This window comes from Oceanobacillus sp. E9, from assembly GCF_001741975.1.
In the GTDB taxonomy this organism is placed as follows: domain Bacteria; phylum Bacillota; class Bacilli; order Bacillales; family Amphibacillaceae; genus Oceanobacillus; species Oceanobacillus kimchii.
On the sequence record NZ_LSNA01000007.1, the window covers coordinates 324880 to 337690 of the forward strand.

The 12811-nt window shown below is 32.8% G+C and carries 15 protein-coding genes; 8 read left to right on the plus strand and 7 right to left on the minus strand.

Features of this window, described 5'->3' with window-relative positions:
- Window positions 1-126: 126 nt before the first annotated feature.
- The 4 genes from AQ616_RS11200 to AQ616_RS11215 all read right to left on the minus strand — a co-directional run bounded on the left by AQ616_RS11200 (window position 127) and on the right by AQ616_RS11215 (window position 2726).
- A complete protein-coding gene (locus tag AQ616_RS11200; protein ID WP_017796283.1) occupies window positions 127-669 on the minus strand; it encodes a DUF3267 domain-containing protein in 543 nt (180 codons plus the stop codon).
- Between the two features lie 168 nt (window positions 670-837).
- Window positions 838-1200 (minus strand): YtxH domain-containing protein, encoded by a 363-nt coding sequence (locus AQ616_RS11205; protein WP_017796284.1) that lies wholly within the window; start codon window positions 1198-1200, stop codon window positions 838-840.
- Between the two features lie 259 nt (window positions 1201-1459).
- Window positions 1460-1981, minus strand: coding sequence for a tryptophan transporter (locus tag AQ616_RS11210; RefSeq protein ID WP_069685805.1), 522 nt, complete (start codon window positions 1979-1981; stop codon window positions 1460-1462).
- Between the two features lie 316 nt (window positions 1982-2297).
- Window positions 2298-2726, minus strand: coding sequence for an HIT family protein (locus AQ616_RS11215; RefSeq protein ID WP_069685806.1), 429 nt, complete (start codon window positions 2724-2726; stop codon window positions 2298-2300).
- Between the two features lie 791 nt (window positions 2727-3517).
- Between AQ616_RS11215 and AQ616_RS11220 the strand changes: the two genes are divergently transcribed.
- Window positions 3518-4261 carry an ABC transporter ATP-binding protein gene (locus AQ616_RS11220; RefSeq protein WP_017796287.1) on the plus strand — a complete coding sequence of 248 codons (744 nt, stop codon included), beginning with the start codon at window positions 3518-3520 and terminating at the stop codon, window positions 4259-4261.
- A complete protein-coding gene (locus AQ616_RS11225; RefSeq protein WP_069685807.1) occupies window positions 4254-5483 on the plus strand; it encodes an ABC transporter permease in 1230 nt (409 codons plus the stop codon). Before AQ616_RS11220 ends, AQ616_RS11225 begins: the two co-directional genes overlap by 8 nt.
- A 144-nt stretch (window positions 5484-5627) precedes the next feature.
- Here the strand turns inward: AQ616_RS11225 and AQ616_RS11230 are convergent, their stop codons facing one another.
- A complete protein-coding gene (locus AQ616_RS11230; protein ID WP_069685808.1) occupies window positions 5628-6815 on the minus strand; it encodes a M20 metallopeptidase family protein in 1188 nt (395 codons plus the stop codon).
- Between the two features lie 350 nt (window positions 6816-7165).
- Entirely contained in the window at window positions 7166-7600 is a 435-nt protein-coding gene (locus AQ616_RS11235; RefSeq protein WP_017796290.1) for a ferritin-like domain-containing protein, read from the minus strand.
- A gap of 110 nt (window positions 7601-7710) precedes the next feature.
- Here AQ616_RS11235 and AQ616_RS11240 point away from each other — a divergent pair, with 110 nt between their 5' ends.
- From AQ616_RS11240 to AQ616_RS11265, 6 genes are all read left to right on the plus strand, one after another.
- Window positions 7711-8364 carry a phosphatase PAP2 family protein gene (locus tag AQ616_RS11240; protein ID WP_069685809.1) on the plus strand — a complete coding sequence of 218 codons (654 nt, stop codon included), beginning with the start codon at window positions 7711-7713 and terminating at the stop codon, window positions 8362-8364.
- 79 nt (window positions 8365-8443) lie between these two features.
- Window positions 8444-9178, plus strand: coding sequence for a cell wall-active antibiotics response protein LiaF (liaF, locus tag AQ616_RS11245; RefSeq protein WP_069685810.1), 735 nt, complete (start codon window positions 8444-8446; stop codon window positions 9176-9178).
- Window positions 9179-9190: 12 nt separating this feature from the next.
- Entirely contained in the window at window positions 9191-10261 is a 1071-nt protein-coding gene (locus AQ616_RS11250) for a sensor histidine kinase (protein WP_017796293.1), read from the plus strand.
- Window positions 10258-10887 carry a response regulator gene (locus AQ616_RS11255; protein WP_017796294.1) on the plus strand — a complete coding sequence of 210 codons (630 nt, stop codon included), beginning with the start codon at window positions 10258-10260 and terminating at the stop codon, window positions 10885-10887. The genes AQ616_RS11250 and AQ616_RS11255 overlap by 4 nt, the downstream gene beginning before the upstream one ends.
- Before the next feature lie 98 nt (window positions 10888-10985).
- The gene (locus tag AQ616_RS11260) at window positions 10986-11423 is read left to right on the plus strand and encodes a disulfide oxidoreductase (protein ID WP_017796295.1); all 438 of its coding nucleotides are present in this window, start codon (window positions 10986-10988) and stop codon (window positions 11421-11423) included.
- On the plus strand, window positions 11424-11894 hold the full coding sequence (locus AQ616_RS11265; RefSeq protein ID WP_017796296.1) for a thioredoxin family protein: 471 nt from the start codon (window positions 11424-11426) through the stop codon (window positions 11892-11894).
- Window positions 11895-12311: 417 nt separating this feature from the next.
- Here AQ616_RS11265 and AQ616_RS11270 read toward each other — a convergent pair whose 3' ends face one another.
- Entirely contained in the window at window positions 12312-12809 is a 498-nt protein-coding gene (locus tag AQ616_RS11270) for an antibiotic biosynthesis monooxygenase family protein (RefSeq protein ID WP_017796297.1), read from the minus strand.
- Window positions 12810-12811 lie beyond the last annotated feature (2 nt).

Below are 12811 nucleotides of genomic sequence, written 5' to 3' on the forward strand. Positions count from 1 at the left end.
CCATATAAAATATAACCATTGCTTTTGACTCTCCTTTCTTCCCCCGTCTCAAAAAGGTTATGCACTCTTTACTCTACCAAAAACAAAGCGTGTTGAACAGGGGGGACAAGAATAATATGATTAATATTATTCTTGTTTTAAAAGTAATTCAAAGCCCTCTGATAAATGTTGAATATAAACCTTTTTAGGTGATTTGAGTATATAATAAAGATATATAAAATTAGTAACGGTCATACCTAAATGAATGCTCGACCATAGAAGCGTATAAAGATAATAATCAGCAAGTTGGCTACTTATTAAAAATCCAGGTAAAGTTAATATTATAGTGGGCATAATACCAGTTACAAATGCTTCTACTTTGGTTAATTGTACGCCCTTAAAACAGAACCATGCAGGAAATTTTAATCCAGTAAATTTAAAAGGTATTTTCGTTGTTTTCTTTAGAATACTAAGGCTTAAGACCATTACTAGTGAATGAAGAATTGGCATACTAATTATTGCAATTATAAAAGGAAAAATTGCTTTCTCACTATTTTGGTAAGCTCCATGTACAAAAGATAATGGTACATATGAAATTATAAATACAAGTAGACTAATAAATAATGCTATAATTTGTAATCGTACTTTTCCAAACTCTCTTGTTAAATAAATTGTTTTTAAGCAATTCATTTTATCACCTACAAATCTTAAAAACTTGAAATAACACTGAGAGAATCATAGTACGATTATGTTGAAAAATCAATAGTTATTTTAAATAAAAATGAAGAAAAAAGCTTTTGATCCCTTTTGTCATATTTTAGCTGACAAGAGCATCAAAAGCTTTCATTTTTTAAGTCATTAGTTAGAACTGTTTAATTTTGATTCCAATTCCTTAATACTTGATTCGATTTGTTCTAAAGATTGGTGGATATTTTCCTGATGAGGTTCTACAGTATCTCTCCAATCCTCTACTGATTTTCTCATTTCCTCTGTAAGTTCACGAACAAGGACTGCTCCCTCTTTAGAGGTACGTAATAATTGATTTTTTAGTTTTATACTGTCTTCTTTTAAGCTATAAAGTAGGTTTCCAAGTTCCATACTTTGATCTTTTACACGATTTCTTAACTGACGTCCTGACTCTGGGGTGCTAAGTAATGTTACCCCAGCAGTAACTGAAGCACCTACAAGGAAGCCTAATACTATTGATTTTCCTTTTGACATGGAAAACGCACTCCTTTCCTTTCTCTAGTATACCATTTCCTCTTTTTACATATGTGTCAAACATGGTTAAATAGAAAAAATTATACTACTCATTTTCTATTATAAAGAAGGAAGAGAATTTCTGCCATAAATAAGAAAAAAGTCCTCCTCTAAAAGTGAGAAGACAAAATTTAATTGAACTTATAGTCCGCATGAAGTGTGCTAGGGGAGACTTTTACCCTTAGAACAAACCACTTCCTAACTGCTTATGGAGTATTGCTTATGTGAATGATACATTTACAGAACGTTTTAAAATGGTTTGCACAATTGGATAAATAATGATCATTATTACAGTGTTAATTATAGTTGCCGGTAAAACAATGGACGCAAATAATGCAAAAAATCCACCTTCCATTAATCCAATAATAAATAATGTAACACTTAAAAATATAGTACCGCTAATAATTGTACCTACTGCAGTTAATATTGGTGCAACGATTGTGGTTCGGATTTTATTTTTTAGTAATAAAAATAAGCATAGAAAGATAAGTGCTGTTATAGGCTTATCAATGATATTTGCAATTTGACCACCTGGTGCTGCTGTCGTTAAAGCGGATATAAACCCAGTAGCTAATGATAATATCAATATATATTTGATTCTAGGGAATAAAACAATTCCTAAAAACATCATCGCGAGTAACATGTCTGGTTTTACTCCGAATAACATTGGTGGGACTACAGTGTGCAGTACTGCTCCAATACTTACTAATAATGCTAGTACCACTAATATTCTCGTATTCATTTTTCAATCTCTCCTCATCTCGTCTATTCTTTACTAATATCTTCCAACAGTACGCTCATCGTCAGTTGCGAAGAATTAATGATAGTGTAACAAAGAAGTTGTGATATAACAAAAAGTTTTAATCAAAAAACGGATGATAATAAAAATAAGCGTAAGAAATATACTTAGACTCTTGTGGGAGTGAGACCCCGGAATGCGAAGCATCCGGAGGCTCGTCAGCAGCCGCTGGATAAGCGGAGTATATTTTTCAAGCAAGTTGTCAAAGCTATTCATTTGAATTTAACTTTGAGTAAATACTTTGTCCCAACATCTTAATTTAGTTAATATTTTCGTAAATAGTTCTAGCTATTTCTTGTAATTCATCTGAATTATATTCATCGGTGTGTACAGTCCAATTAGGAGAATATCCATCTCCTTCTCCATATCGAGGAATGAGATGTAAATGCAAATGAAATACAGATTGTTCTGCAGCTGATTCGTTATTATTTAGTACATTCATACCTAACGGGTTATAAGATTTCTTAATGGCATTAGCAATAAATGGAATACGTGCAAACAATTCTTTTGCAACCTCTGGAGATGTTTCATAAATATTCTTCGTATGTTCTTTTGGAATGACCAATGTATGCCCTTTGGTTACTTGGCTGATATCTAAAAAAGCATATACATTATCATCTTCATAGACCTTTGCAGAAGGAATATCTCCTTGAATAATTTTACAAAAAATGCAATCTTCATGTGACATATGAATAACAACCTCCTTTTTCTTTATTGTATAGAGGCTTGTATATAAAAGTAAAGTATTACCATATTAGTCAATTCCATAATTGCTAAGATTCATTTAAAAAAATAATGTTTTATCGATAGTTATATCATACTGTTCGGATTATAGGCGAACTGGATTTTGATTGTAGTGGAAGACGGGGATTCCTCCTTAGAAGAGAGTGCTTGAAATTCCACTAAGAAAATATGGCTTCTTTTCCTAGTTAGTTGAAGCTGTACCTGTGAAAAGCAGCTGTCTGCAATGGGAATCAAACAGTGCAACATTCGGATTTTATGCCGAGATTGATTTTAAATAAAAGTAGACTATTTGCCACATAATTCAATGTGACAAATAGTCGTAATGAAGAAATAAGAAACTCATTTTCAATTCATTTCTGTATACCAAGGTTGGTCGTAAATTATATACATAACTTACATTCTCCTTACCGAGTACATGCAGATGAAGTAATTCGTGTAAGGATTATCATTTGTCCAACAGAAACACCATCCTAACCGAAATTTAGAGCAATTATCGATTACTAACAATTGTCATGTGCAAATACATAACTAAATTAGGTTTTCGATCGTTGACACCTCATTTACGTTTTTAGGTTATTGGAAGTAAGTTTCTTATTTTCTTCTTTTGTATTTTGAGCTTTTTCTACGATATTATACATAAATATTTAATTAAATTAGGATAATTGTAGAACGATTGGCTTTGGCATTGGCATACAATAATGATAAAATCGTGTTAAGTATAGAGGAGGGAAAAGGGTGAGCACCTTATTACATATTGAAAATTTATTTGGTGGATATACACATAAAAATGTATTACATGGCGTTTCCTTTAAAGTGAATAGTGGTGAGATTGTTGGATTAATCGGTTTAAATGGAGCTGGTAAAAGTACAACTATTAAACATATTATTGGCTTAATGCAGCCGAAAAAAGGTGACGTTTTTATACAAGGAAAAACATTTCAGGAAAACCCTGAAGGATATCGTAATCAACTAGCATACATTCCAGAAATGCCTATTTTATACGATGAAATGACTTTATATGAACATTTGCGTTTAACTGCAATGGCTTACAATATTGATGAACAGCTGTTTGAAGAAAGATTAGAGCCATTATTAAAAGAATTTCGTATGGAGAAAAAACTTCATTGGTTTCCGGTACATTTTTCAAAAGGTATGCGTCAAAAAGTGATGATAATGTGTGCATTTTTAATTGAACCGCCACTTTATATTGTGGACGAGCCTTTTGTTGGTCTTGATCCACTAGGCATCCAATCATATTTGAAAATGATGGAGCAAATGAAGGAACAAGGAGCTGGAGTATTGATGTCCACTCATATATTAGCAACAGCAGAAAGGTATTGTGATCGATTTGTAATTTTGCATGATGGTAAGTTACGTGCCCAAGGAACGTTGGATGAGTTACGTTCGAGTTTTAGTATGCCAACAGCTTCTTTAGATGACTTATATGTGCAATTAACAAAGGAAGATAACCATGTTTGACTCTCATCTGTTTTATAAAAATCGATTATCTTCTCACATAAAAAATTTAAGTCGTTACTTACGATATATATTTAATGGACATATTGCTTTTGCGATGTTTTTCTTTATATCTGCATCTGCATATTATTATCAACAATGGTTAGCAAACTTACCAGAGAACTTTCCAACAGCAATTATAATTGGGATTGTTTTTGGATTACTTGTTAGTTATAGTCCGATTAGAACATTACTTCAAGAGCCTGACTTAGTATTTTTAATACCAGCTGAAAAACAAATGAAAAATTATTTTCGTAATAGTTTAATTTATAGCTTTGTTATTCAATTATATTTAGTTCTGTTGTTTGCTGCTGCACTTGCACCACTTTATTTTGCAACTTTTCCAGAGAGAGAAGGGAGCATGTATTTTACTTCGCTTGCAATTCTTCTATTGTGGAAAGTTGCCAATTTATTTGCTAATTGGTGGATGCTAAAAGTTCGAGAACCAAGTATACGACGTATTGATTTATTAACAAGAACAATTCTAAACGTAGTTGTTTTCTATTTTATGGTAGCTGGCAATATGCTTATGACTGTCATTACAGTGAGTTTGTTCATCGTAGTTTTGATTTATGATTTTTGGTATTCCAGTAAGCAGGCAGGGATATTATGGGATTTGCTTATTGAGAAAGATAATAATCGCATGCAGTCCTTTTATCGAATAGCTAATATGTTTGCTGAGGTTCCTCATTTGAAAAATAGAGTAAAGCGGAGAAATTGGTTAGTTTCTCTAATTGTGAAGGGTATTCCTTTTTCTAAAGAAGCTACATACTCATATTTATATCGTATTTCTTTTGTTAGAAGTGGCGATTATGTAGGTATGTATATAAGACTCATTATCATAGGTGGTATTTTTATTTGGATTATGCCTAATAGTTGGATAAAAATACTATTTGGTTTATTATTTTTATATTTAAGTACATTCCAAATGATGTCCCTATATCAACATCATCGTACAAATATATGGTTAGATATTTATCCTGTTCCACAGCATTTGAAAAGAGACGCAGTACTCTCTATTATTAGACAACTGGGAATAATACAAGCCATTTTATTTTCTTTTTTATTTTTATTTTTAGGAGATTGGCTTGGTTTTGTAATTATGATGATAGTTGGGGTGATTTTTACAATTACTTTTACGCAAGGGTATATTCGGAGTAAATTTCAACAAACTTCTAATATTTAATTTAAAAGAAACCAAAGGATGCAATTAATCATTTACCATCCTTTGGTTTTTATGTAAAAAATTTATCCATGAGTTATTTCCATGTGTGTAAAAAGTAGAAATCGGTTTAAATTATTGACCAAGTCATTAGAATAATTCGTAATTTTAAAATGTATTTGCTTCCTGTTCTTCTTGATATTGCATAAATACGCTGATTAATGTTTTTGCAGCAGTTGCCATTGCTTTTTCATTGATATCGAATTTTGGATGATGGTGAGGATATGGATTCCCATCTAAATTTGCCCCAGTAAAAAAATAAGCCCCTGGTTTATTATGAAGATAATAAGCAAAATCTTCACCACCCATAACTGGAGGTGCTTCTTCAGCGGTGTGTATTTCTTTTACTTTTTCACTAGCTTTAAGTATAGTTTCTGCCTGTTCTTTATGATTAATTAATGGTGGATAACCTTTTATATAATTAAATTCATAGCTTGCCTCATTAGCATCACATTCTCCTTTAAGAATGCGTTCCATCTCTTGAATTATTTTCTCCTGAACACTACTATCAAAATGTCGAACAGTTCCTACAAGCTTAGCTTGGTCAGCAATAATGTTGAAGGCGCTCCCAGCTTCAAAAATACCAGTAGTGACTACTGCCGTACTGAGAGGATCTAATCTTCTACTTACAATCTGTTGAAATTTTGTAATGATATCTGCCCCCAATACTATTGCGTCTTTCGTTTCATGTGGATATGCACCATGACCGCCTTTACCTTGAATAATGATTTCGTACCGGTCTGCACCCGCCATCATAGCACTTGTCGAGGTATGTAGTACTCCTAAAGGAATGGTAGCCCATAAATGAGTACCAAAAACAGCATCAACATGATCAATTGCCCCTGATTCGATGATCGGCTTTGCCCCTCCAGGAGCATATTCTTCAGCATGCTGATGTAAGAAAATTATGGTCCCTTTTAGTTCTTCTTGATGCTGCTGCATTACTTTGGCCAATACTAGGAGAGTTGCTGTATGACCATCATGCCCACACGCATGCATAACACCAGGAACTTTTGATTTATATGGAACATTCTTTTCATCTTGGATTGGCAGTCCATCAAAATCCGCTCGTAATGCAACTATTTTACCTGGTTTTTTTCCTTTTAATGTAGCGATTACCCCATTTCCACCAATGTTTGTTTCATAAGGTATGCCTAATTCTTCATAATAATTTGCAATATAAGCTGCAGTTTTTGTTTCTTCAAAGGATAGTTCAGGATATTGATGTAAATATCTTCTTATTTCTACCATTTCATCAAAATGAATATCAATTGTATCAAAAATTTTTGTTAACATTGATGTCAGCTCCTTTTTGTGTTAGTTAACTATGTATTATAACATTATTCTTATTATTTGTTTAAGTGAGTCAATTTCATAATAGGATATTTTGTATGAAATCCGAATATTCGCTATTATAATTTCCATTACATACGGACGCTTTTTAGCAAGCACGGCTTCAGCATTTGGTTTTTTAAGTGAAACTTAGCAATTATGAAATTGACTCAAGTATTATTTTTGAGAATTTTTCAAGCGTTGGATTGCTATGCATTGGGTTTCTTTAGACAAAAAAATAGTGTAGAAATTATTTCTACACTATTTGGATAGCTAATACATCCAACATATATATTGAAGGGAGGTTACAACATTTAGGAAATTCTAGGGTCTTCTAAAAGTCGTTCAATTTCTTCCTTATGATGTGTTTCATCAGAAATAAGGTCATCTAATTTAACCACAAGCTCAGTAAATTTTAATTTCTCTGCTTGTAGCTTACGTTTTTCGTAACGTTTAATGGTATCTGATTCTGATTGAAGAGCTGCTTTTAATAAATCTGCTACTTCAGTGGGTTGTGGTATGGATGCAGCGGTTGTGGTTGGTGTCCCACCTAAAGTTTTTATTTTTTCAGAGAGATATAGAGCATGACCGAGTTCATCGTTAATTTCTGATTCAAAAAAAGGCTTTAAGGCTGATCGATATAAACCTGTAACTACAGAAGCACTATACGTATACTGAATTGCTGCAGCGTATTCATTTGCTAAATCTTCATTTAAACCATCAATAAGTTCTTGAACTTCTTTATCCATTATCAAGTCTCCTATCTATTTAAAAGTATGATTATGTATAAATAAAATTCCCTATTATATTTTTTTAAAACCCTTTATTAAGGTATGATATAAATAGAAGGAGTGAAAGAATGCGAAACAAAAAGATAGGGATTATTTTTTTAACTATATTACTTGTGATTATTGGTATTTGGTCGATACAAGTAACAATAGGTATTGTTCCTTTAACAGATCGTCCAACAAGAGAATTTGTAGATAAGTTAAGTAATACTACTATTTCTGATTTGTTTAGAAATATTACCGAATTAGGTTCTAGTACTTTTCTAATTCCATTTGTGATTGTCATCGCAATCGTTTTATTACTTCTATATAAACATTGGTTTCCAGCACTACTCTTCGTAAGTAGCATAGTATTAACACATGTTTTAAATGTTGCGATTAAAATGGCTACGACAAGAGAAAGACCAAGCATCTCGGTGGAAGCACATGCGGAAGGGTATAGCTTTCCGTCTGGTCATTCGATGATTCCAATGGTTTGCTATGGGTTAGTCGCTTACTTTATTGGAAAAAAATTACCATCAAGTACTGCGAAAATTGCCTTTCAAAGTGCTTGTGGATTACTTGTATTACTCATAGGTATAAGTCGATATGTAATTAATGTTCATTACCTAACCGATGTTATAGCTGGGTTTACGTTAGGCTTCATATTATTAATGGGAAGTGTTTATATCCATAAGAAATTTGAACATTCTCCTACTAGAGACGTAGAAAAAAGCAATCCTTAGATGGTTCATGTAATATGCGATACAAATTATACTTAGAATCAATCAAACGTAGTTTTCTATTAGGAAAGGGGAACAAGGGATGCGATTTTTAAAATATCTATTTGCAATGATTCTAATCGCGTTTGGAATGTTGCTTGTATTGAACAATATAGGAGTATATGATTTTCAACTTGGTAGTTCTTGGGGATATATTTATCCTAGTTTCTTTATTGTCTACGGTCTATTTAGTTTATGGAATTACTTAAGAAAAAAAGGTGGAGGCTGGATGTTTTCATCTTTCCTGATTATTTTCGGAACATTGCTTTTACTTGATAGATTTCAATATATTTCGTTTGGTTTTTGGGATGTTTTCCAATTATGGCCATTGTTCATCGTCTATATCGGAGTATCCATTATAAATTCGAAACAAGAAGGATGGAGACAGTATTCAAAGGGTACAACGTATTCTAAAGGTAATTCTCACTTTTCCATAGGAGATTATCAGCAAAAACAGGAGTGGAATTTGGAACCTTTAAACCTAAGAAATTTAGCTGGCGATTTTTATTTGGACCTGACGAAAGCATATATTCCTGATAAAACAACACCAATCTCTATTCGTTCTTTAGCAGGAGATGTAACCGTATTGCTACCAGAGCATATCGATTTTCGAATAGATGCGGCTATAAATGCTGGAGAAATTATCGTGTTGAATGATATAGCTGATGGAATTAATCGAAATATAAATTATGAATCAGAAAATTATCCAAACGCGAGTAAGAAAGTTGATTTGTTTATACGCCTAAAAGCAGGTTCCATTCGAGTGGAAAGAATTTAAGGGGGGATTAGAATGCATCAACGTTTAAAAGGAATTCGATTTATATTCATTCGTTCTCATATATTTGTTCTATTCCTCTCTTCATTTATTTTACTTTCCATATTATTGTCGGTTTATGTTTTATTTGAACCGGAATGGTTAACAACAAAGAGTGTCTTTCTTTTCATTATTTCACATCTACTTATCGGTTTCCCATTAGCTTTTTACGCTGGGTTTAACGGTAATGGCAATTATTTAAAGACTAGTTTTGATGCTATTACATTATTAATCAAGCAATATGCAAACGGAAATTATCAGTCATCTATTCAACTATTAGATAATGGAGATGATGAAATTCACAGGGCGGCTAATTCTTTAAATGAATTAGGAAAGAAATTACAAAATCAAGTGAAATCACTGCAAAAAATGGCGGATGAAAAATCAGAATTAGCGAAATCAGCACATAAAACAGCAGTGATTGAAGAAAGGCAGCGAATCGCAAGAGATTTACATGATGCAGTGAGTCAAGAATTATTTGCACTCGCAATGTTATCTGAAGCGGCTATAAAACAATTAGATTTAAAACCCGAATTGGCAAAAACGCAAATGCTTGAAGTCTCTCAATCTGCTCATCAAGCACAAACAGAAATGAGAGCGTTATTACTTCATTTACGGCCAGTATATTTAAGTGGTGAATCTTTGGTTGAAGGTTTACATAAATTAATTAATGAATTAAAACAAAAAAGTAACTTACAGTTTAAGCTCAAATTAGATGATCAACTTGAAATGAAAGAAACGATTGAAGAACATATTTTTCGAATTGTACAAGAATCTTTATCTAATATATTAAGGCATGCAAACGCAACCGAGGTGTATGTAGAGATTTCGAAAAAATCAGAAGAAATCTTTATTTTAATCGAAGATAACGGTGAAGGATTTGATATGGCAGAGACTGATGGGAAAAAGACTTCTTATGGATTAAAAACAATGAAAGAGCGTAGTGAAGAAATTGGCGGTACATTTACTGTCCGATCTAATATAGATGAAGGTACTTATATACAAATTAGAATACCATATGAAGAGGAACGGAGGAGAAGAATGTGATTCGTGTCGTAGTTATTGATGACCATGATGTTGTTCGAAAAGGAATTGTTGCTTATTTACAGACAGAAGAAGATATAGAAATTGTTGGGCAGGCATCAAGTGGTTTTGAAGGAGTTGAAATTGTTCTAAAAGAAAAACCAGATGTGGTATTAATGGATTTAATTATGGAAAATGGAACTGGTATTGAAGCAACAGAAAAGATAATTAAAGACTATCCAGATTGTAAAGTAATCATCTTAACAAGTTTTTATGATGACGAGAAGGTCTTTCCAGCTATTGAAGCAGGGGCGTTCAGTTATATTTTAAAGACTTCAACAGCAACAGAAATCGCGTCCGCTATCAAAAAGGCTACAATAGGAGAGAATGTAATTGAACAAAAAGTGGCGAGTAAAATGATGGCAAATTTCCAATCAAAGAAGAGAAAATTACATGATGATTTAACAGAAAGGGAAAGAGAAGTGCTTCTATGTATTGGAGAAGGACTAACGAATCAAGAAATAAGTGAAAAATTGTATATTGGTGTGAAAACAGTAAAAACCCACGTTAGCAATATCCTTTCGAAATTAGATGTACATGATAGAACACAGGCAGCTGTCTATGTTCACCGAAACAAATTACTACAGTAATTTGTTTCGACTTTTTGTCAAATAAGTCTAACTAATTGTATTTATGTGTTCGCTTTCTGTATAATACAACTGTACTTCAAAAGAGAGGACAGGCATTTATGAAGAAACTAACAAAAAAAGCAGAGAATTTATTACTGCTTATATGGGTACAAGCCTTTTTAGCGTTGGCTGGGAGTTTATTTTATTCTGAAGTAATGAACTATGTCCCATGTGAATTATGTTGGTATCAACGGATCTTAATGTATCCACTGGTATTGATTTATGGGGTAGCAGCGATTAAAAAAGATATATCAATTGCTTTACCGGGCTTATTCATGAGCGGAATCGGAATTCTTGTATCTACATATCATTATTTAGTCCAGCATGTCTCCATCTTTCAAGAAGTTGGAGGAGCATGTAGTGGGAGTGTACCGTGTAACGTAATTTATGTGAATTACTTTGGTTTTATTAGTATTCCTTTTATGGCAGGAATCGCATTTCTAATCATATTTGTATTACATCTTTTGATCTTAAGAGAACAAGGGAGGAAAGCGTAAATGGGTAAAAAGATGATTATAATCATTAGTGTCATAGTGTTATTATTTGTTGCACTAATATTCGTAGTGAATTATAAAAATGATCAAGCTACACAAGATAGCCCTTATGGTGATAAAGATTTAGAACAAGAAACTATTGATCAATTAGATAATCCACTTTATCAAAATCAAATAATGCCGGATAATCTAAGTCAACAAATAGAGGACGGTGAATCAGTAACAGTTTATTTCTACAGTCCAGTTTGTGTTTATTGTCAAAACACAACTCCGTACTTAGTGCCATTAGCAGAAGATATGAATGTGGATATGAAGAAATTAAACTTGTATGAATTTGAAGCAGCTTGGGGAACTTTTTCTGTAGATTCCACTCCAACATTAGTACATTATGAGGATGGGGAAGAAGTTGCAAGGCTTATCGGACAAAAACCAGAAGAAGAATATAGAGCATTTTTCGAAGAATATGTAAATTAAAAACATACTAAGTGACAAGCGGGAAAGTCCAGTGCTAAATGATCTTTCCCGCTAAATCGTAGTATGTTTTTTAATGTGAGACAATCTCATAATTGCTAAGTTTTATTAAAAAGGAACGATTAGTAATAATATAGTTATTAATGTTCGAATTACAGGATTTTCTCGGCTTTGATTGTAATGGAAGACGGCGACTCCTACAGGAAGAGCACGAGCTGAAAATCCACTAGGAAAAGTGGTCTTTTTTTCCTAGTTAGTTGAAGCCGTGCCTGCGGAAAGCGTCGTCTGCAATGGAAATCAAACAACACAACATTCGGATTTTATACCAAATATATTGATTCATATATAAGAAATTATAAATCTTGTGTACTGACGCACGCGCTACGTTGATTAACGTAGATTGCGCCCTTTGTTATTGATTTAATTATCTTCTTCATACATTGTGCCTGTGATAATAAATGGTCGTTCCATAATATATCCGGGTTTTTTAGCTTGTTGCTCTTTATGTGCTTGTTTAAAATGATCGGATTGTGTCCAATTATTAAAGTCATCCTTTGATGCCCATTGGGTAAAAACAACAAACATATTACTATCCGTTTGTTTCAATAGTCGCATTGCTTGGAATCCAGACATAGTTTCGATTCCACTGCTACTATGTTTCATACGATATTCAAACGTTGCATGGCTATCTTCTGATACAGGGATATGGTTCATAATGACATAACCATGCTCTTGTATATTACCTACTGATTTTAAAACATCGAATTCTCTTCCAGAAGCAAATACTTTCTCACTAGTACCTTCATAAAATGCGATTGCACCTTCACTACTAATAATAAAAAAGAAATCAATTGCTTTATACTTCTCCTCCATCTTAAGTAAGTAATCTATTGTTCCGCTAGTCATATAGGCTTTCATAT